Origin of the sequence: Corynebacterium sp. (genome assembly GCF_022712275.1) — a bacterium.
GTDB lineage: Bacteria > Actinomycetota > Actinomycetes > Mycobacteriales > Mycobacteriaceae > Corynebacterium.
Genome location: NZ_JALAGU010000045.1, coordinates 1 through 20,683, shown reverse-complemented (window position 1 = coordinate 20,683; position 20,683 = coordinate 1). Strand labels below are relative to the sequence as shown.

The following is a 20,683-nucleotide window of genomic DNA, read 5'->3' as shown; positions in this document are numbered from 1 at the left end:
GGAGAAGAATCTAGTGCGCGGGCAGGACAGGGGTGGTTCCAGGGGTGAACGGACGTTCGACCGCTACACCACCCGCACCGCGGCAGTGCCTTCGAAAGGTGTCACCTGACCGGTGACGCCTCTGGCGTCCCCGCGAAGCTTGACCAGATAGTCGCCGGGCTCGGCCCCTGAGGTGTCCCAGTCGACCGTGGTGCGCACCCCGCTGACATCGCGGGCGAAAGTGAGCAGGGTCGACCAGGACGAGTCGTCGGCCACGACTGTCCCGTCGGCCTTGGTGACCAGAAGGTAGCCGTCCTCCAGGCGGACATTGTTGTTCGGGTTCGCTCCGGCGAAGACCACGGATGCTGTCTCACCTCGCGACACGTCACCCCCACCGGAAAGTACGTCGCCGAAGCGTCGTCCCGGCCACTCGATGTCCGGCGGCGCCAGCGCTGCGGGGGAGTCCGGGATGACGCCGGTGAGATCCCCGGCCGGCTGCCCGGTATCGACTTTCTCGTCAGAGGACAGGGCCCGGGCCAGCCGGTCGACGGTCTGCAGTGCCGCGGGCAGGGTGTAGCGGCCGAAGGCGGTCGCACCACCCTCGTAGTCCTGCTGCAGGTACTCCTCCGGGGTAGTCATGTAGTGGCCGTACCCGCAGCTGTAGCCCTGCACGACCACGCCGTTCTCCGGCACACCCATCGCGGACCCCACGGTCTGCCGGATGCGGCGTCCTGCGGTGATTGTCGGCTCGAAGCCCAGGGAGACCACGACCAGTCCACCGATGCGCCACACGCTGAAGATGTGGCGCTGCTGGATCATCCCGTCGACGTAGCCCATCGGCAGGAGCATGTCCTTGGGTTCGTGGACCTTGCGGACGTCCTCGGGGATCGGCGCGATCTGGTTGAGCTGGTGCACCCACGGCGACCCGCCGCGCTCGCCCTCGTTGAACCCGATGTCGAAATCCAGGCCGCCGCCGTCCTCCTGGCTCGACGCGGCGAAGGCGGACCCCAGGACCGCCGGGCCCGTCGCGCCGGGCTTACCGTCCGGCGTCCACTTCCCGTCGACCTGGACGCGGTCCATGTCGACCCACTGCGCCCGTCCGGCGACTCCGGAGCCCTCCACGCGGGTGCCGCCGGTGGACGTCGTGGCGGACGCCTGACGTTCGCCGAGGATCCGTGCGCTGGCCTTCTCGTCGGCGCCACCGGGACCGGAGTGGGGGACCAGGCCCATGTTCGGGGTGATATCGCCGGGCGTGCCCTGGGCGAAGACGGCGATGAACGGGGCGTTATCGAGGCTGCGGTGGTCCACCCCGGCATCGGTCTCCACCGACCAGGCGGCGTAGCCCTTGTTGTCGCCGGAGATATGGTGGATCTCAGGGCCGAACGCGGTGCCGTGGACGGAGTACCAGTTCACCAGCCCGACCGCGGAACCGTTGCGCGTGATGTGGAGGGTCACGGAGGTGCGGTCGATACCGCCGGGGTTGGCGTCCTTGTCCTCCTGCGGATTGCGCTCGAAGGCGAGGTGCGAGCGGTTCGCGCCGACCTCGTCCAGCTCGGTGCTGGTGAGCGTGAGCTCGGCCGGGCCGACGGTGTCGTGAGCGCGGATGATCGAGCGGACGATGCCGGTGACCTGGGCCTCGAAAGTCACCGGACGGAAGCCCATGGAGACCAGGTCGACCATGGCGTGCCCGGAGCGTCCGCCCGGACCGACGTGGGTGTGGGTGGCCTGCAGGACGACATTGTCCGCCCGGTAGGTGTCACCGTAGGTCTGCTGCAGGCGCCGGACGACCTCGAGGAAGACAGACTGGAACATCAGCGGCGTATCGACGGTGACCATGCAGACCCGGTCCCCGGTGGACCCGTCGACGTAGATGACGGCCCGGGAGAACAGCCGTTGGCGGATGCCTGCGGTGGTCTGTTCGGCGACCGCGTAGCCGTCCATACCGGCGCCCAGGGGCTCACCGGTGGTGTCTGCGATACCAAGGCCGACATCGATCCCTGCATCGCCTGAACTCCCGGGAGATTCGGCGGCAGCGGTGGGGGAGAAGCCCGGGAAGCGGGAACTCCACAGGACGGTGCCACCGGCCAAGGCCATGCCGGCGAGGACGCTTCGACGCGAGACGTTTTCAGGCATGAAAAGAGATTAAACCCGGGTTCGAAGTTCCGCAGGAGAAACTGCGAGATGCCTGGTCAGGCCGGGCAACCGCCGGAGCTGTGTCGTCCGGGTCATCCAGGTCCCGGGTCACCGGCGGGGTTGTGTTCTTCAGTGTGCGCCGACGCCAGATGACGCCAGATGACGCCAGATGACCAGGCCGACTCCGAAGATGTACATCGTGACGCTGAAGAGTCTGGCCGGGGCGGCGATCTCCGTGGAGCTGATCACGGACAGGGCGATCTTGTCCTCCACGGGCCGCTTCAGCAGTGCGCCGACGATCCATCCGGTGGTCATGACCAGAGCGTTGAAGATGAGGACGGCCAATCCGATGTCCTTCAGCGATGACCTTCAGCAGCGGTCCGAGTTTGTCGCCGAGGTCGATGATCAGGAAGGTGAACACGCCCACCAGCACGACGACACCGATGACGGCGATGATCTTCTCGAGCCGGGCGGCGACGTCCGGCGCCTTCGCCTTGATGACCGTGCCGATGGCCCCACCCGGCGAAACGGTGATGACGCCGACGTCCCCGGTGTGTCCTCGAAGAGTCGCACGGTGATCCATACCCACAGGGGCATGGTGGCCATCACGAGGATCGGGGCGATGACGGTGAGCACGATCGACAGCGGGACGTTGCTCTTGGCCAGATAGGTGAAGAGGTTGGTGGTGACTCCACCGGGGGCCGCGGCCAAGAGCATGAGTCCGACCGCGAGGACGGGCGAGAGATTGAGGATGAGGGGCGGGTGCCAGGGCGATCAGAGGGACGACCACCACCTGACCGGCGATTCCCCAGGTGACGGTGGCGGTCGAGCTGACGCTGCCTCTGAACTGCGTGGATGTGAGGGCTGAGGCCGATGCCCACCATGATCACGGCGAGTCCGAGTGGTGACAACTGTGCGGAGATGCCGACTTGCGTGCTGGTCTCCCTGCTGTAGTGAGCAACGTCTATCCGTTGTTTCCCGGGGGTCTACGGTGAGGCCGGGTTCAGTTGTGGTGTTTCGGGAAGAAATGTGCATGGGATTGTGGGGGGTGGCCTTCACCGGGTCGGGACGCGAAGAGGGGGGCGTCCTCCGCACTGTGGCGGAGGACGCCCCCTCGGCTGGTGGGGCCAGCGGGGCTCGAACCCGCGACCAACGGATTATGAGTCCATTCTGAGTCTCCTGGGGCACGTCCAGTAGGACGTAAAAGTGCCCCGACTACGCGAACTAGGCGTAATCGGGGCCACTTGGCTCCAGGGCGGACCTACCACAGACCACCCGAGCAGCATCTCGAACTGAAACGAGATGCGATATGCGGCCGATGCCCGCACGCCCCCACTCTAGCGGTCCGACAGGACACCGCTCTACCCGAGAGTCCTCCGGGTCCCCGGCGACAACCGGACGCGGCGCGAAGCGCCGCCTTGGTACCACTGAAATAGAAGAGCAGCAGCAGGTCACCGACGGTGAGTACCGCCGAGGTCTGTGGCTAGCTCAGGAGGCAATGTGGTCGGTCACCAAGAATAAGACGCTTGCCGGCTGTCACCGTTGGCGTGCTCCGGGTGCTGCGAACGCGATTGTGCAGTGGCGTGGTGAGGGGTCGGCCCGCTGGGCGTCTCTTCAGGACAGTCACTCGGTGTGGGGCTCTCCGGTGTCAGCGGCGAGCATCCAGGGACTACGCACAGCGGAGACGACGACGGCGATCCAGAACTGGACGAAAACGCCCGGTCACAGCGTTATTTTCCTGACACTCACACTCCGGCATCGGAAGGGGCAGGCACTCAAGACTCTGTGGGATGCCCTCTCGTACTGCTGGCGTGGTGTAACGGGTACGGCGGCGTGGCGTGGTGGTGCCCGGTCCCAGGGGGACAAGGTCAACTTCGGCATTGAGCACTGGGTGCGGTCTGTCGAGGTTACGCACGGTATACACGGGTGGCACGTCCATATCCACGCTCTACTACTGACTACTCGTCGGCTCGGAGGCCTCGAACTTGTGCAGCTCCGCCAGAGGCTCTTCGGTCGCTGGTCAGCGGCTGCTGAGCGTAAAGGGCTGGCTGCCCCCTCAGACAAGCATGGGGTCGATCTTCGCCAGGCTGCGACAACCCAGGACGCGGAGAATATCGCCTCCTACGTGGCAAAGGGGGTTACAGCGGAGAGCCTCGGTGCGGAGATGTCCGGTGGTCTCGGCAAGATTGGTCGAAGGAGGTCTAGTCGAACCCCGTTCCAGATTCTCGTGGACATCGGGGAGGCTCGGCATGCAGGTCAGACCCCCGCAAAGGAGGACGTGGCGCTCTGGCATGAGTGGGAGAAGGGGTCGCGCGGTCGACGTCAGATGACCTGGTCCCAGGGCGCGAAAGACACGCTCGGCATTGCGGACCTGACCGATGAAGAACTCGTGGAGGCTGGTGAGGACCAGGTGGAGTCCTGGACCGTGGCTGAAGTGGCTCCTGAGCAGTGGAGGAAGGTGCAGAGCAACGTCGAGGTGCGCCTGGAAGTGGTAGAGGCACTCGCGAAGGCCTCTACCCCCAACGAAGCAATGCGGGTCAGCCATGAGGTTCTGAGCCGGTTGGGTATCGAGCACACCGTCGTGATGGTGTCGGATACGGAGGTCGAGGAGAGGCTGGAAGACCGTGAGGTCACCTCGGCTGGTCGTGTGTGGTCTCGGATGGAGCGGGAGCGGATGTGGCGTGAAGGACTGCGCAGAAAACTGCTTCGGGGTACCGAGGCGCGACGCTCTCAGACGCGAAAGCACGAAGCGCCGCTGACGCTCTTCTGAGGGGGCACGGGCGTGACGGACGGACGCCAAGAGGGTCGAAACGCAACCTCACAAGTGTGATATTAATCACATTATGTGGCGAAAGGCATCGATCTGTGCCTTGTCGGTTAGTTGGAACTCTACAGAAAGTCAGAAATAGTGTCAATATTTGCGTTGGCGAGAGGTGGGAAAGAGAAATGCTGACCCACCAGCACATTTACCTACACGGGGGTCTGATCGGTGTATGCGAAAGTGCAGATTGCGGATCATCTGATAATGACAGCTCTACAGAGAACGCCTTTTTATGTCAACTTTGCGCAGGTCAGGGTGGCCGAGTGAGCCGCTTGAATCGCTCTCTTCTCATGCTACGGTGATGTCATCAGGGTAATGATACTGGAAATGATAAAGCACCTGAAACTGACCCGTTCATCGTTCATGTATGTAGGAGAGAGAGTATGAAAGAGCTTTTCAAGAGTCCTCGAGCGGGACTGAGCGACACTTTGCAGATGGACGTTTTTCCCACCCTCACCTCTGCCCACTCAGTGACCCTCTATCCCGAGGACGCGAGACTCTCCATGGTGATCATCATGCAGATTTGCGGTGTCATCCACGAGGGTGGCTCGGTAACTTGCCAGGCGGGCGACGAGGATTATTCCGGCTATGAGCCTGGCACATTCGACAGTGTTCCCGAGCTGCGCTTCACCGCGCCCAGCATGGAGGCCGCAGAGGAGGAGCTGATGAGCCGTATCGGTGACCTTTTCGGACAGCGATTCAGCGAATCGGGTGATCGGGAGCGCGAGATCATCTACGGACTGACCGGCGGGGCGTAGCCGAGGAGAAAACAGAATCTAACGGAAATATTACTTAGGGCAGCGTGGTTGCCCGCGCTGCCAAGATCGCACTTACACACAAATCACAAAAGAAGGAGAATGAAATGGCAATCGAGAAGATCACTTCGGTTATTGCATCTACCGATGACTGGACCATGAGCACCGCAGGAGTCGCGCCCACCATGAAGCGCGGCGATGACGGGAAATTCTACCAGCAGAACAACGACGCCGGTGAGGGTCGATGGACGATCACCCTGATGGTTCAGCGCCCAGGGTCGACCACCCTTGAGCAGCTTGACGTCAAGGTCTGGGGGTGCAAGAGCCGAGCTTCACCGCAGGTGAGATGGTTCGGTTTGTCGGCGACCGGGCAGTTGTCCACTCCTGGGGCATGCAGTCCGGCAATCGGGTCCGGTCCGGACTGTGGTTCGAGATCGACGGTGTGGAGGCCGCTTAATGGCGCACCTCAGATTCGGATCATCGATCCAGGAAGTCCCCACGACGGCTTGGCTGGACACGCCTATTGCCGTGCGTGATGCGATCGACCGACGCACGACCTGCTGGGGCGTTGTCGCGGATGCTGCGTTCATTCCTGACTCTGAGCACTACGTTGCTGTTGTTCCTGGTATGGGAATTCGTGCAGCTGCGTCCAGTTACGACCGAGTTGTCGTCGTCGTACGACGGGAGGCTCGCCGAATCCTCGGCTATGAGGAAGGTCGACCACTGCCGGTGTACCTACGGTTCTCGGCAGAGTCGGCCGACTATGACCGTGTCTACCAGTATTTCTACAGTGAAGAAGGAGAATAAAGAAAATGAGTTCTGATATCAGGAATCGCTATTCTGTGAGTGACGACGTTGCGAGTCACTTCTACATCGAGAGGGCGGATTCGTCTGATGAAGTGTGCCGAATGAGCCTCGATGAGTACCTCGCCATGTCCAAAAACGGCGCGTTTGTCAGCGTTCCTCACCGCGCTGAGCTGGTCTGTCCCTGCATTGACGGGGAGTACTCGGGGTGGTCTGCTCTGTACGCCTGGCAGGGCGAGTATCTCAGGGAAGAAATCATGTCGATCAACGAGGCTGCCGGTGACATCACCCAGGGGGCGGCTCGGCGGGAGTGGCTGTTGGGGGAAGACGCGGCATTCCAGTTCCTGGTCGTCGTGAGGGACCGGTCTGGCCGTCCTGTCGTGGTCCGGTTCGGTTCCACGGACCTGGGTGAGGGCGACACCGGGGATGTCATGCTCGGCTTGGCTCTCGAAGAGGCAATCGAGAACCCCACGTCCTCCTCGCGTCGCACTGCGGAGCGTCTGATGGCGGGCTGGACGACACTCAATTTTGAGCGCGATGATCGACGGCTGAGCGTCAAAGGGCAGGAGATTCGTCTGGACGCCCAGACCTTCGTCCTGGCGCTGGAAGCGGCGGGCCCCTACGGAGACCTTGCCCGTGCGATCCGTGATGAGCAGTACTCGGGCCGGGAAGCGCTGAAGCGATGCGCACGTGAGTACATGGTTCGCACCGGCATTCGTCCCCTTGGGCAGGCTGCCTGATGTCCGCCACCGGTAACCCCTACGACCGGTATAGGCAGCTCGGGGGCTCGTCCTCAGTGGATCGGCCATCCGAGTATGACGCGTGGGTATCTGAGGTCGATAGACAGTCGCACCGTCAGATGCGGGAGGACGGGCGTCTCCCGTCCCCGTTCCGGCCCGGTTCTGTCCCCTGGGTTCTGTACAACGGTGCGCGGGCGTCCTGGTTCGTCCTCCGGAATGCGTGGGTGACGTTGCTGTGGATCGTAGCGATCACCCTTCTCGGGTCTCCGGTCCTGGCTCTCGCGGTGCTCACCGTCCTGGCGTGGCCTGTGGTTCTCGTCATTGATCGCCAGCGATCTCGATCGAGTGCCCTGTACCGTGCATTCCTTCGTGTTTCCCCGGTGGTGGGGGATGCTCGTCGACTGTGGTTGACGCTACGCCGTAGACGTACCGTCGCCGAAGGGAACGACCTTCTCCGGGCGTTCAAGATGATCGGTCCGACCGACGAGACCATTTACGACTCCTATGTCGACGAGGTGACTGGTATCTGGTTCTTTGATGTTCCAGTGGCCGGTGCGACGGAGGAGGCGGTGGAGGCGAAGATCCTGGCGGGTCTGCCCATCGTGGGCGCAGCGGACTTTGAACTGCGCCGCATCACGAATTCTGCCTGGGAGGTGGACTTCTTCCCGAAGGTCCGCAAGACCGCTCTGGATGAGCCTCGGACGATCACTGTTCCTCCGGAGGTGGACTGGGAGAGGATGTCCGTTGCTGCCTTTTATGACGAGTGTGGCAAGGCGCAGTTCCTGTCTTTGTCAGGGACATCGGGAACGCTTGTTGGCGGTCTCCCCGGTGGGGGTAAAACCGCGTTCATCACTGAGTTCCTGGCACCACTGCTGGTCGATAACCGTGTGAGGGTCACCGTCGCAGACGGGAAGGCCGGCGCAGACTTCGACAGTGTGCGGGACTACCTGGACTGTTACTGGGCTGATGACGAGGACTTCGACGGGATGATCAGCCTGTTGGAGTCGAAGCAGGCGGTCATGCGTGAGCGGATCAAGACGAACAAGGCGCTGACCGGTGAGTCGAACTTCTGGAACTCGCCGATCACCCCGCAACGTCCTGTCGAACTGATCGTTATCGACGAGGTCCAGACCTGGACAGAGAAGACGGGGCGTCCGAAGGCGGAGAAGGAGAAGATGGAGCGTATCGAAGCGCTGATCCGTGACCTGGTCAAGCGCGGGCGCTCCGCTGGCATGCACGTGATGTTGTCCACGCAGAAGCCAGATGCTTCGACAATCAATACGGGAATTCGAGACTTGTGTGGCCGTCGAGTCTGCTTCAGGGTGACTACGCCGGAGATGCAAACGATGATCCTGGGGGCGGTGCCGGAGGATGCCGCGTCGCCGACGATGATCCCGGCGGACCGGATCGGCGGCTGCGTGATCGGTTCGGACTCAGGCCAACTGGTTCAGGCTAGGACGTTGTACTTCCCGGAGCGATCGCTGGAGGCGTATTTGGCAGCTCATGGCACGAGGAAGCAGTCTCTCCCGGAGGTCGGTGCAGATGAGGACGTGCCTGGGGAGTTTGAGGGTGGACCTGGTTTGTAACCCCGGTTGACTGGTGTGCCGCTCGGCTCCCGAGCTTGCGAGGGTGCCGCCGGGGCGACGACTGCGAGCGGCCGCCGGGAGCGTAGTGGGAGGCGGACGTGAGTGGGAGGAGTCCCGGCTCTCCCCTCCAAGGTGTTTTCACCCGATGGGGCAGGGTCTGTACCTCCCGGCTGGCCGTCAGTGGCGCACAGAGTGACAGGGCTAGGGATCGATGTATTTGAAGGCAACCGGACGAAGTCCGGGCGGCAGCCCCTTCGGGGGCAAGGAGAGGACTGATGGATGATGAGTGATCGGATGAATGTCAGTGGCCCGTTGGTGTCGACCAGCACAGTGGCGGAGTACATGGGGTGCAGTCCTGAGACAGTGAGGCGCATGTTCGATACCGATCGACAGTTCGACGATGCGCCCCGTCCGGTGAAGCTCTCGACGGGGACGAGGGCACGCCTGCGCTGGCGCATGGAGGACATCGTTCGCTGGGTGGAGGAGCAGGTTGCTCCTGAGCACAGGCTGGATGAGGCTACGTCGAAGCATTCGCCACGCCCTTCTCGAACCCGTTATGCAGATCAGACCTGGTGATTCGGTGAGTATCGAGAAGCGCGTGTCGGAACTGACCAGCAAGGTGTCGTGGCGTGTCATCATCTGGGTCGGCGGGAAGCCGGCACTGTCGCAGACCTTCCATCGGTACAAGGATGCACAGGAGTTCGAGCGGGACCAGAAGCGCCGATTGGAACGTGGAGAGGGTCTTCTTGATCTTGCGGGGTCGAAGAAGACGGTCGCGTGGTGGGCTGACCGCTTCACCGACTTGCGGGGTGATGTAGCACCGTCCACGTCGAAGCGTGAGGACTCTCTGCTGCGGACTCATGTCCTACCCGAGTTCGGGAACCTCCCGGTCCGGATGATCGTTCGGTCCAAGGTTCAGGGGTGGGTCAACGATCTGTCGACCAGACGCTCACCGAGTACCGCTCGGTTGGCTCTCGGTGTTCTGCGCAGTGTCCTGAATGTCGCGGTCAATGACCATGCGCTCGCGGTGAACCCTGTCGAGAACATCATTGTTCACGGTGTGAGGCCGGGCAAGCCCAGGGTTTTGACTCCTCAGCAGATCGCCTCGCTGGTCTCGGAGGTGGGAACCGCCCAGGACGAGGCACTGGTCCTCGTTCTCGCGTACTTGGGTTTGCGCTGGGGTGAGGCCACCGCAGTGGTCTGGTCCGACTTCGGCAAGGACGGGTTCGTTGTCAGGATCGACAAGGCGTTCCGCCTGGGGGAGCAGACCTCGGTGGAACTAGGGCCGACGAAGACCCACCAGCATCGTCTGGTCCCCGTCCCTGCGTTCGTGCGTCAACGGCTCCTGGACCTCTGGTCCACTCGGTTCGAGAGCGGATCACCGGTCACCGAATGGCCGGCAGTCGGCAAGCACGGTCAGCGCAAGGTATTCGTGACCTCGACCGGTACCGGACTGAGCAACCAGAACTTCCGCAACAGAGTGCTCACCCCGGCCTGCAAGCGGGCAGGCATCATCCCGCCGGTCACCCCGCACCAACTCCGGGACTCCTACGCTTCCCTGTCTGTCGCGTCCGGTGTGTCCATTGCGGCACTGTCCGCCAACCTGGGGCACAGTACCCCGACGACCACGCTGAGGCACTACGTGGACGCTCTTCCTGCCGAGAGGGAACAGGTGGCGGTATCCTTGAATGCATTGGCCGCGGATGCGGCGCTGCGGGGCCCTGCTTCCCTACCACTACCCGAGGACTCGGGCGGAAGTAGCAAGTTGACCGCAGAACACCAGCAAGATTCCAACTGAAAACCGATGCTGATCAGGTATGGCAAGTTTGGTGGGGCCACCGGGGCTCGAACCCGGGACCAACGGATTATGAGTCCGCGGCTCTAACCGACTGAGCTATAGCCCCGCGGCACAGTGTAGCGGGCTGTCCGGGCGGGGGGGCACTGTGGTGGGACAAGGTGGGCGCGGGGACGGTGCGGGAAGGACGCGGCGATGGTGGACGTGGCTGGAAATGTGCTGTGACGTGCTGACTTGTGGGGCTACGAGGGGTCTGTGTAGAGTACATTCTCGTTGAACGGGCCAAGCCGGGCCCCGCAAAACGCCTTCCCCCTTAGCTCAATGGCAGAGCATTCGACTGTTAATCGAAGGGTTACTGGTTCGAGTCCAGTAGGGGGAGCATATTGATCCCCGTCACCTGCACTTCAGGCGACGGGGTTTTGTCGTGCGTGGGGCATTGTCGGACGGACTCTGTACTGGTGAGGGGGACGACCGTCCGGCCATAGAACCCCAGTGACGGGTGAGGTGCATGGGGCCTATATGAGTCTCTGTGACTCGCGGATCCTTTCGGGGACGACGGGCGACTGGCTTTCGGTGTCTCATGGCGGCCGGGACGGGAAGCCCGACAGGTGTCTTGCAGCGGATTTGCCTCCCCATGATCGGGGGTAGTGAGGTACTTGAAAGTATCAGATCTGCGACTGGGAGAAACAGATAATTCCACAACAGTGATAGTTTCACCTATTTACAAATACGCAGGTCGCAGAGCATGTGGTTTGTAAGTGGATGGTTAGTGTAGGGTAACTATCGCAAGACTGTTGTGAACATATAATGCAGTTGGGATAATTATCTCATGCTGGGGCACTGCGGGATTCTGGACAAGGGGATTAGTAACCGGTAGTTTCGTTTGCGGGTCCGAAAAGCGGTCCTGTGCACGACTTAATACCACGAATCAAGAGGAGCTCAACATGCTTACCGCCCTTCAGGAAATCCTTTCCACCGTCGCCGCCGCCATCGTTTCGGTCTTCGAGACCGTCGTCGGTTCCCTGGGTTAAGAGCCTCGGGGGGAGAGGTTGAGCCTCTCTCGATGGCAGTCCCCTTCCGCTTCGGCGGTGGGGGATTCTTCTATGTCTGCTGCCGGCGACAGTAAATGTCGTGGTCGCTACGAAGTTGCAGTTGGCGGCCCGGATCAGCTTCAGAAGTGCTATTGGCGTGGGGTGATCCGGGGCGGGTGAAGTTGCCCCCGTGTATGGGGTGTCAGAAAACCATCTTTACTGTAGTGGCTATTCCGGTAGTGTCAAACACGCTGTAATCACGGCCCGGGAATTAATGAATGGTGAATGCAGGTAGAATGCGGAAACGCTGGAGTGCTGCCATATTGTGACACTACTTACGGGATGTTTGCTGACTGGTATTACGTTATTTCCGCTGGTCCCGGGCGCGAAAGATCGGCTGTTCGGGACTTGTGGGGTCGGAAAGTCCTGACCTGTATTCATTTCCAGAGCCACACCGAGCAGCTTCGAAGACCATTTCCGGTCTTATGCACGACTTTCACCCACACTCACTCATGAGGAGTACAACATGCTTTCCGCTCTCATTACCATCATCTCCGTCGTTGCCAACACCATCAGCACGGTCTTCCTGACTGCTCTCGGCTCCATTCTCTAGTCTGCAGAGCCCCACAGCTCTCGCTGACCAGCGCGAGATCGACCCCCTTCTGCAGCGGCAGAAGGGGGTGTTTCCATGTCTGACCCTCGTGACTCTTGTGGCCTGACCACCGGCGTAGCGTGGAACGCGTCAACACACACCCGTCACGCAGGAGTCAGCTCATGGCGTCCCAACGCCCCACCCCGTCCGCACTCAAGCGCAGGTTCCCACCGGTCAAGGACCTCATGGAACTCATGCAGTTCGAGAAGCCCACTCTCGACATCACCGGACGGAAGATCTCCAAAGCCACCAGCGTCTGGGAACTCCGCCAGATCGCCAAGCGTCGCACCCCGAAAGCCCCCTTCGACTACGTCGACGGTGCCGCAGAGAACGAGATCTCCCTCCACCGGGCCCGCATGGCCTACCGGGACCTCGAATTCAATCCCGGTGTCCTGCGCGACGTCACCGCCGCCGACCTCTCCACCGAGGTGTTCGGGAAGAAGATCACCATGCCTGTGGGCCTGGCACCCACCGGCTTCACCCGTATGATGCAGACCGAGGGCGAGTACGCCGGCTCGGCCGCTGCCGCGGACAAGGGTATCCCCTTCTGCCTGTCGACCATGGGCACAGCATCCCTCGAAGATGTCGCCACCCACACCCCCGACGGCGACAACTGGTTCCAACTCTACCTCTGGAAGGACCGCGAGGCTTCCAAGGACCTGGTACAGCGCGCCTGGGCCGCCGGCTACCGGAACCTCATCGTCACCGTGGACACCGCCATTGCCGGTGCACGACTCCGGGACACCCGCAACGGCTTCTCCATCCCACCCCAGCTCACCTGGAAGACCGTCCTCGACGCCTCCTACCGTCCCGCCTGGTGGTTCAACTTCCTCACGACCGAACAGCTGTCCTTTGCGTCGCTGTCCCGCAGCTCAGGAACCGTCGCCGAACTCGTGAACCGCATGTTCGACCCCTCCCTCACCTTCGAGGACATCGACTGGATCCGCGACATGTGGCCCGGCAACCTCATCGCCAAGGGTCTGCAGACCGTCGACGACTCCCGTCGCGTCCTCGACCACGGCGCAGACGGCATTATCCTGTCCAATCACGGCGGACGCCAGCTCGACCGCGCCCCCGTCCCGCTCCACCTGCTGCCCAAGGTCCGCAAGGCCCTCGGCGACGACGTCACCATCGGCGTGGACACCGGCATCATGGACGGCGCCGACATCATCGCCGCCGTCGCCCTCGGCGCGGACTTCACCCTCGTCGGCCGGGCCTACATGTACGGCCTCATGGCCGGCGGTCAGCGCGGCGTGGCCCGCATGCTCGACATCCTCGAAGACCAGGCCCGACGCACTATGCGACTGTGCGGCGTGAACAGCATCGGCGACCTCACCCCCGAGCACGTCACGCAGACGACCAGCCAGGCAGCCTCCGGATACTGGGTCTAGGTCAGCGACTCCCACAGACGGGCATTGAACCCGTCCCACCGCTGCTTCGCCCAGTCACCGAAGTCGCGGTCGGTGAGCACCACCGCCGCCGTGCCGGACGGCCGGTGGAACCAGAGAAACGTGCCGGCCTGGCCGAAGTGCCCGGCGACATCCGCCGGCATCTCCGCGGGCAACCAGTGGGGTGACTTCTGCCCGTGCAGCTCGAATCCCAGCCCCCAGGGGCACGGACGCTGCCGGCCGTAGCCCGGCACCACGCCGTCCAATTCCGGGAACTGACTGGTCAGGGCCTCCGCCCACAGTGCCTCCGGCACCAGGGTGGGAAAGAGGAACTCCGAGGCCAACCGCGACAGGGCGTCCACCGACCCACGGAACCCGTGGCCCGCCGAACCCTCGATGACCAACTCCGCCTCAGCGATCCCCAACGGCTCACACACCGCGTCACGGACATAGGATGCGAAGTCCATCCCGACCTCCGTGACGGACGCCGTCACCAGGTCGGCGAGAATCTCGAAACCGGCCGAGGAGTAGATCCGCCGCGTCCGGGCGTCCTTTTCCCGGTCACGGCCATGGAAACCCACCCCGGAGGCGTGGGACAGCAGCTCGCGGACTGTGGCGTCCTGCGGGCCGTCGACGTCATGGCCGGTGGTGACCGCGACATCGCCGACCATGTCCTCGAGACTGAAGCAGCCCTCCGAGACAGCGACCAGGACCGCATAGGCACTGATCAGCTTGCTCACACTGGCGAGATCGAACACATGGTGCTGGTCACCGGTCGTCGCGACAGGGTCTACTGCGCTGCCCCCGGAACGCAGCACCGCTGCGGCGACGGTCCCGACCGGCCAGTCGCCGGTCTCCGCGAGGACGTCGCTCGGCTGTGTCATGCCGGGGAGGGGCCCTTCGGATTCTCGGCAAGGTCGACCAGGTCACTGACGGTCTTTGCGGACCATATGTCCTCATCCTCGATGCGCACCCGCAGGGCGTCCTCCATCTTCACCGAGATCTCTATGAGCGAGACCGAACTCAGGTCGAGATCCGCAGTGAGATCGGACTCCGCGGTCACGACCTCCTTGTCGACCCCCGAGACATCCTCGATGATCCGGGCGATCCGGCCCAGCGTGGTCACGTCCTCGACGGCGTCTGCGGCACGCTCCGACTGATCGTCGGAACTGCCACCGCCGAGCGCCCTGGCGAGTTTCTCCTGGGCCTCACGCGAGATCTCCACGGGTCACGGACCTTCCTGTCGGGGGTGGGGAACTGCCCCGCCACCGGCGGGGAACATACCCGCCGATACTAGCAACACCGTCGTACGGCGACGGCGGGGGTCAGGCCTTCGTCGGATCGTTGAGGTTGAAATCCTCCGCGGCCTTCTTCACCGTCTCCCAGGAGAGCTGGTGGTCACGGGCCAGCGCGGACAGCACCGCGACGACCACGGACTCGGCGTCCGAGTTGAAGAAGCGGCGGGCGGCGGCACGGGTGTCGGAGAACCCGAAACCGTCGCAGCCCAGAGTGGTGTACTCACCCGGGACGTAGGGGCGGATCATCTCCGGCACTGACCGGGTGAAGTCGGTGACACCGATGAACGGCCCCTTCGCGTCCTCCAGGACCTGGGTGACATAGGGCTTCGGGATCACACCGTCCGGGTGCCGCAGCTCGTCGAGGTCCAGGTCGCGGCCCTCGCGGGCGAGTTCGGCCCACGCCGGCACGGAGTACAGGGCGGCGTTGACGTCGAACTGCTCGCGCAGGATCGTCTTCGCCCGGATCGCCTCGGTCATCCCCACACCCGAGGCGAGGATCGTGGCCTGCAGGTCGGACGTGGGGGCGTCGCCGGCGTCTCCGGTGGAGTTCGCACCGGTACCGACCAGCTTGTCGGCAGGGGAGTAGAGGTAGATGCCCTTGAGCAGTCCCTCGACATCGAGGTCCGCCGGTGCGGCAGGCTGCTCGACCGGCTCGTTGTAGACGGTGAGGTAGTAGATGACGTTCTCACCCTTGCCGTCCGGGCCGGACCCCTCGCCGTACATGCGGCGGATACCGTCGCGGACGATGTGGGCGACCTCGTAGCCGAACGCCGGGTCCCAGGAGACCACCGAGGGGTTGGTGGAGGAGAGCACAGGAGAGTGGCCGTCCATGTGCTGCAGACCCTCACCCGACAGGGTGGTGGCACCCGAGGTCGCGCCGATGAGGAAACCGCGGGCCATCTGGTCGGCGGCGGCCCAGATCGAGTCACCCGTGCGCTGGAAGCCGAACATCGCGTAGAAGATGTACAGCGGGATCATGACCTCGCCGTGGGTGGCGTAGGAGGTGCCGGCGGCGATGAACTCGGCGACCGAACCCGCCTCGTTGATGCCCTCGTGCATGATGTGGCCGTCCGTGGCCTCCTTGTAGGAGAGCATGAGGTCGGCATCCACCGGCGTGTAGTTCTGGCCGTGCGGGTTGTAGATCTTCAGCGTCGGGAACCAGGAGTCCATGCCGAAGGTACGGGCCTCGTCCGGGATGATCGGCACGAGCCGCTTCTGGATCTCCGGGTCCTCCATGAGCTCCTTGAGCGTGCGCACCAGGGCCATGGTCGTGGCGACCTTCTGCTTACCGGAACCCTTGAGGACCGGCTGCATCACGGAGACGTCCGGGACAGTCAGCGGGGTGTAGGTCGTGCGGCGCTCAGGGAGGAATCCGCCGAGGGCCTTCCGGCGCTCCAGCATGTACTGGATCTCGGGGGAATCCGGACCCGGGTTGTAGTACGGCGGGAGCTTCGGGTTCGCCTCGAGTTCCTCGTCGGAGATCGGGATCTCCTGCTTGTCGCGGAAAAGCTTGAGGTCGTCGAGGGTCAGCTTCTTCATCTGGTGGGTCGCATTGCGTCCCTCGAAGTTGTGGCCCAGGCCGTAGCCCTTGATGGTGTGGGCCAGGATGACGGTCGGCTGATCCTTCGTCTCCATGGCGCGCTGGTAGGCGGCGTAGATCTTGCGGTAGTCGTGACCGCCGCGGCGCAGGGCGAAGATCTCCTCGTCGGTCATGTCCTCGACGAGCTTGGCGGTCTCGGGGTCCTTGTTGAAGAAGAACTCGCGGACGTAGGCGCCGTCCTTGCCCTTGAAGGTCTGGTAGTCACCGTCAGTGGTGGTGTTCATGACGTTGACCAGGTGACCGTCCTGGTCCTTCTCCAGCAGTCGGTCCCACTCTCGGGCCCAGACGACCTTGATGACGTTCCAGCCGGCACCGCGGAAGAAGCTCTCCAGCTCCTGGATGATCTTCGTGTTGCCGCGGACCGGGCCGTCGAGGCGCTGCAGGTTGCAGTTCACCACGAAGGTCAGGTTGTCCAGGTTGTTCACCGCAGCCTGCTGGATGAGGCCACGGGCCTCCGGCTCATCCATCTCACCGTCGCCGAGGAACGCCCAGACATGCTGGTCGGAGGTGTCCTTGATGCCCCGGTCGTTGAGGTATTTGTTGAACCGTGCCTGGTAGATCGCGTCCATCGGGCCCAGGCCCATCGACACGGTCGGGAACTCCCAGAACTCCGGCATGTCGTGCGGGTGCGGGTAGGAGGGCATCCCGTGCTCCGGGTTGGACTTCTCCTGGCGGAAGCCGTCCATGTCCTCCTCGGAGAGACGTCCCTCGAGGAAAGCGCGGGCGTACATGCCGGGGGAGGCGTGGCCCTGGAAGAAGATGTGGTCGCCGCCGCCCGGGTGGTCCTTGCCGCGGAAGAAGTGGTTGAAGCCGACCTCGTAGAGCGCGGCGGCGGAGGCATAGGTGGAGATGTGGCCACCGACACCGATGCCGGGTCGCTGGGCGCGGTGCACCATGATCGCGGAGTTCCACCGCATCCAGCGCCGGTAGCGCTTCTCCATCGCCTCATCACCGGGGAACTCCGGCTCCATCGAGGTGGGGATGGTGTTGACGTAGTCGGTTGACAGCAGCGGCGGCAGCGACACGCGCTGGGCAGACGCCCGCTCCAGCATCCTCAGCATCAGGTAGCGGGCGCGGTCGGGGCCTGCCTCGGAGAGCAGACCGTCGAGGGAGTCCATCCACTCCTGGGTCTCATCGGGGTCGGCGTCCTTGAGGTAGGACGCGACACCGTCGCGGATATTGCCGAAGTGGCTGTCGTGGGCGGGACTCATGGCGTTCCTCCTGGTTTGCGGAATCTGTGGGCGTCCCCGGGGCACAGCGGTGGTGGCCGTGGGGATGCACTCCTCCCGATACTAACCCCGCCGGGGACGTTCGGTTCGGGGGAGAAAACTCGGGGGTGGTGCGGTCTGTATTCGTGCTGCTCTGGTGCGGCACCGTCTGATCCCCTACTATTCAGTGCCAGAGCATGTTGCATTACACCCCCGGTGACGCCGGGAAACGAGGAAAGGTCAGGGACATAGCAGTGGGAGACGCCGCAGGGGCGACGGTGGGCAGTGACAACGACTGGGCTGAGCTCATGGATGTCACCGCAGGTCAGATCATCCAGGAACTCGGTTGGGACGAGGACGCCGACAGCGGAATCAGTGAATCGCTCGAGGACGTCATCGGCGGTCAGCTGCTTGACGAAGAGACCGACGAGATGGTCGACGTGGTTCTGCTGTGGTGGCGTAGTGAGGACGGCGACCTGGTCGACGGCCTGGTGGACGCCACCCGCAGTCTGGGGGACACCGGGCGGATCTGGCTGCTGACCCCCGCCGCCGGCACCGACGGTACGGTCGAGCCCGGCGAGATCGCCGAGTCCGCGCAGGTCGCCGGCCTGGTGCAGACGACCTCCACCCGTCTCGGCTCCTGGCAGGGGGCCTGTCTGGTGGCCCGCGGCGCGAAGCGCTAGAGTCTCGGGGGTCCGGTTCCCGGGGAATACCGGTTCGCGCACTTAGCTCAGCTGGAAGAGCAGCTGGTTTACACCCAGCAGGTCGGCGGTTCGAACCCGTCAGTGCGCACCAGGATTGACCAGCCAATACAGGCCCTCACTGAGTCTGTGGCGGCTGGTCTTTCTCGTTTGATGCCCCATCTGTGCCCCATTCCTCCGTGAGTAGACGGGTCATGGCGACACCCAACGACTGCACATCATCGGGGAACCACTCGCCGTATGTGTCCAACGTCATCTTCGCGCTGCTATGCCCCATCGCCTGCTGCAGCGTTTTCGGGTTCGCCCCTGACCGGATCGCCAGCGAAGCGAACGTGTGCCGCATCTGGTGGGGCGTGTAGCCCTCGAAACCCGCCGAGGTAGCCGCAGTATCAAACCAGTCCCTTCGGGCGTTCCTGTAGCGCAGGAGAGTGCCTGACGGGGTAGTGAAGACCAGGGCGTCCGGTGACTTACCGACGAGAGAGTCCCTCAGCTCGTCCGCGAGCTCGTCAGCGAGGGGGACAAACCGCTTCTTCCCATACTTCGGCAGGGAGTCGTACCATCCCCGCTCCGTCTCCTGCTTCTGCCGACACACGTAGATGTGTTTCTTCTCACTGACGACGTCCCGGACCTGGAGACCGACGACCTCGCCCCACCGGAGGCCCGCGAGACCCATCGCCATGACCGCCGGCCGGTAGTGCCCTGCTGCATCCGCCATCGCCTGCAGCTGCTTCGGCATCATCGGCGTGATGTCCTCGACCTCCACCCGGGGGAGATCCACCCCGGCCGCGGGGTTCTTCACGATCCACCCGTCATCGACTGCCCGGACGAAAACCGCGTGGAGCACCGCGTGGTCGTTGGTGACGGTCTTCGGCGCGTACTCCTCGATCGCCGAAGCGACCCAGGCGCGGACCGTCGCCTTCGTCACGTCCCGGACGTAGGTCTTACCGATCTTCCCGGTCTTCTCGATCCTCGCCAGCGCTTGGTCATAGGCGCGGTGGGTCTTCGGGGCGATGTTCAGCTTCGTCTTCAGCCACGCCTTGCCGGCGTCATTGACGGTGACGCGGCCGGCGTCGACGGGCCGGTACTCGCCGCGGCCCATGGCGACGCGGTTGTGCGCCTCCCAGTCGCGGGCGTCCCGCTTCGTCTTGAACCCTCCCTTTGTCCTCGACTCGCGGGCAGGGTCCCGGTACTTGATCTTGAAGCGGGTGCCGGCCTTCGTCTCATAGGGGATCGGCTCAGCCATCGTTGTCTTCTGGGTCCTCGGTCTCGTGTTGCTGCTGCTCTCGGGTGATTAGCCCGTTTGCAATGGTCAGCAACATGTCAATGTCTTCCGTGCCCATTGGGGTCCTCAGCTTGTCGACCGTCTGCAGAGCCCGATACTGGTACCGCCACCGGAGGCCGGAGTGGGTACCGATGGCATCCTCGATCCACTCCGGAAGGTTCGGGGGGAGTCGGAAGTTCCGTGCGATGACCTCGATTGCAGTCGCATTCGGGTGGAAAGAGTCGCCGATGATGTCTTGCGGTGCGACGTCACGGAAGGTGCCATCTTCGTCGAAGATCCGAGGAGTTAGGAGCGCTGCCGCCGATGTGTCGGTGAAGGTTGCGAGTACGACCAGCTCGTCGACATCAATCCTCCGGGCCCCTTTTTCCATCTGTGAGATGACGCTGTGGGACATGGGGTGGCCGTTTCGGGTCATGTCTTCCGCGAGGCTTCGCAGTGTGTGTCCAGCCTTCTTGCGGTAGAAGGCGATGTTCTGACCGACCATCCGGGCGGTGGGTAAGGGGGCCTGGTTCTTCGTCTTGCTGCTCTCTGGTGCCATAACCGAACCGTACCAGGGTCACTTGCCAACCAAAGAGGTGTGATCTAAACTCGCCGTCATCAAACCACATGGTTTGAAAACACGACCGCGCAAGCGTCATTAGAGCACCAGGAGGTAGCTTTGTCGGACCTGCTTAATCCCGACCAGTTGGGGGAGCGGTGGGGAAAGTCCCGCCAGTCCCTCGCCAGCATGCGATTCCGCGGCGACGGGCCGAAGTACCTGAAGATCGGCAAATCTGTCTTCTACCGCATCGAGGACGTCACGGCTTACGAGGAGTCCCAGATCCGCACTCGTACCGACGACCACCCCCAGGAGGTCGCCTGATGATGGGTTTCCCGCTCGACGAGACCTTCTACTGCCCCGCCCCAAGCC

General features: G+C 63.3%; 17 protein-coding genes and 3 tRNA genes. 11 read left to right on the top strand and 9 right to left on the bottom strand.

Annotated elements, in window-relative coordinates:
- Positions 1-63 precede the first annotated feature (63 nt).
- The 3 genes from Q0A27_RS10375 to Q0A27_RS15055 all read right to left on the bottom strand — a co-directional run bounded on the left by Q0A27_RS10375 (position 64) and on the right by Q0A27_RS15055 (position 2,829).
- Positions 64-2,112, bottom strand: a complete 2,049-nt coding sequence (locus tag Q0A27_RS10375; protein ID WP_291475202.1) for a neutral/alkaline non-lysosomal ceramidase N-terminal domain-containing protein — start codon at positions 2,110-2,112, stop codon at positions 64-66.
- Between the two features lie 129 nt (positions 2,113-2,241).
- Positions 2,242-2,457 carry a hypothetical protein gene (locus Q0A27_RS10370; RefSeq protein ID WP_291475200.1) on the bottom strand — a complete coding sequence of 72 codons (216 nt, stop codon included), beginning with the start codon at positions 2,455-2,457 and terminating at the stop codon, positions 2,242-2,244.
- Positions 2,458-2,517: 60 nt separating this feature from the next.
- Positions 2,518-2,829, bottom strand: a complete 312-nt coding sequence (locus tag Q0A27_RS15055; protein WP_367273319.1) for a hypothetical protein — start codon at positions 2,827-2,829, stop codon at positions 2,518-2,520.
- Between the two features lie 928 nt (positions 2,830-3,757).
- On the opposite strand from Q0A27_RS15055, the gene Q0A27_RS10360 reads away from it, so the two are divergent.
- From Q0A27_RS10360 to Q0A27_RS10335, 6 genes are all read left to right on the top strand, one after another.
- On the top strand, positions 3,758-4,882 hold the full coding sequence (locus tag Q0A27_RS10360; RefSeq protein ID WP_291475193.1) for a hypothetical protein: 1,125 nt from the start codon (positions 3,758-3,760) through the stop codon (positions 4,880-4,882).
- A gap of 434 nt (positions 4,883-5,316) precedes the next feature.
- Positions 5,317-5,691: a hypothetical protein gene (locus tag Q0A27_RS10355; protein WP_291475191.1), complete on the top strand. Its 375-nt coding sequence runs from the start codon at positions 5,317-5,319 to the stop codon at positions 5,689-5,691.
- 104 nt (positions 5,692-5,795) lie between these two features.
- Positions 5,796-6,224 (top strand): hypothetical protein, encoded by a 429-nt coding sequence (locus tag Q0A27_RS10350; RefSeq protein WP_291475189.1) that lies wholly within the window; start codon positions 5,796-5,798, stop codon positions 6,222-6,224.
- A gap of 276 nt (positions 6,225-6,500) precedes the next feature.
- Positions 6,501-7,232, top strand: a complete 732-nt coding sequence (locus Q0A27_RS10345; RefSeq protein ID WP_291475187.1) for a hypothetical protein — start codon at positions 6,501-6,503, stop codon at positions 7,230-7,232.
- 467 nt (positions 7,233-7,699) lie between these two features.
- Positions 7,700-8,818, top strand: a complete 1,119-nt coding sequence (locus Q0A27_RS10340; protein ID WP_291475185.1) for an FtsK/SpoIIIE domain-containing protein — start codon at positions 7,700-7,702, stop codon at positions 8,816-8,818.
- 490 nt (positions 8,819-9,308) lie between these two features.
- Positions 9,309-10,616 carry a site-specific integrase gene (locus Q0A27_RS10335; protein ID WP_291475183.1) on the top strand — a complete coding sequence of 436 codons (1,308 nt, stop codon included), beginning with the start codon at positions 9,309-9,311 and terminating at the stop codon, positions 10,614-10,616.
- Between the two features lie 29 nt (positions 10,617-10,645).
- Here Q0A27_RS10335 and Q0A27_RS10330 read toward each other — a convergent pair.
- Positions 10,646-10,722 (bottom strand) — tRNA-Ile (locus Q0A27_RS10330).
- A 198-nt stretch (positions 10,723-10,920) separates the two neighbouring features.
- On the opposite strand from Q0A27_RS10330, the gene Q0A27_RS10325 reads away from it, so the two are divergent.
- Positions 10,921-10,992 (top strand) — tRNA-Asn (locus tag Q0A27_RS10325).
- A gap of 1,426 nt (positions 10,993-12,418) precedes the next feature.
- Complete coding sequence (locus tag Q0A27_RS10320; protein ID WP_291475182.1) at positions 12,419-13,687, top strand: alpha-hydroxy acid oxidase; 1,269 nt, start codon at positions 12,419-12,421, stop codon at positions 13,685-13,687.
- Here the strand turns inward: Q0A27_RS10320 and Q0A27_RS10315 are convergent.
- From Q0A27_RS10315 to aceE, 3 genes are all read right to left on the bottom strand, one after another.
- Positions 13,684-14,568: a serine hydrolase gene (locus Q0A27_RS10315; RefSeq protein WP_291475180.1), complete on the bottom strand. Its 885-nt coding sequence runs from the start codon at positions 14,566-14,568 to the stop codon at positions 13,684-13,686. The genes Q0A27_RS10320 and Q0A27_RS10315 overlap by 4 nt on opposite strands.
- Positions 14,565-14,909, bottom strand: coding sequence for an acyl carrier protein (locus tag Q0A27_RS10310; protein ID WP_291475177.1), 345 nt, complete (start codon positions 14,907-14,909; stop codon positions 14,565-14,567). Before Q0A27_RS10310 ends, Q0A27_RS10315 begins: the two co-directional genes overlap by 4 nt.
- Positions 14,910-15,009: 100 nt before the next feature.
- Positions 15,010-17,793 carry a pyruvate dehydrogenase (acetyl-transferring), homodimeric type gene (gene aceE, locus Q0A27_RS10305; protein WP_291475175.1) on the bottom strand — a complete coding sequence of 928 codons (2,784 nt, stop codon included), beginning with the start codon at positions 17,791-17,793 and terminating at the stop codon, positions 15,010-15,012.
- A gap of 251 nt (positions 17,794-18,044) precedes the next feature.
- Here aceE and Q0A27_RS10300 point away from each other — a divergent pair, with 251 nt between their 5' ends.
- Together Q0A27_RS10300 and Q0A27_RS10295 are read left to right on the top strand one after the other, a co-directional pair.
- Positions 18,045-18,473 carry a DUF3052 domain-containing protein gene (locus Q0A27_RS10300; RefSeq protein ID WP_291475258.1) on the top strand — a complete coding sequence of 143 codons (429 nt, stop codon included), beginning with the start codon at positions 18,045-18,047 and terminating at the stop codon, positions 18,471-18,473.
- 36 nt (positions 18,474-18,509) lie between these two features.
- Positions 18,510-18,585: transfer RNA gene (locus tag Q0A27_RS10295), tRNA-Val, on the top strand.
- Positions 18,586-18,609: 24 nt separating this feature from the next.
- Here the strand turns inward: Q0A27_RS10295 and Q0A27_RS10290 are convergent.
- On the bottom strand, positions 18,610-19,734 hold the full coding sequence (locus tag Q0A27_RS10290; protein ID WP_291475172.1) for a site-specific integrase: 1,125 nt from the start codon (positions 19,732-19,734) through the stop codon (positions 18,610-18,612).
- Entirely contained in the window at positions 19,727-20,311 is a 585-nt protein-coding gene (locus Q0A27_RS10285; protein WP_291475170.1) for a helix-turn-helix transcriptional regulator, read from the bottom strand. The genes Q0A27_RS10290 and Q0A27_RS10285 overlap by 8 nt, the downstream gene beginning before the upstream one ends.
- 120 nt (positions 20,312-20,431) lie before the next feature.
- On the opposite strand from Q0A27_RS10285, the gene Q0A27_RS10280 reads away from it, so the two are divergent.
- The gene (locus Q0A27_RS10280; RefSeq protein ID WP_291475167.1) at positions 20,432-20,635 is read left to right on the top strand and encodes a DNA-binding protein; all 204 of its coding nucleotides are present in this window, start codon (positions 20,432-20,434) and stop codon (positions 20,633-20,635) included.
- Positions 20,636-20,683: the final 48 nt, after the last annotated feature.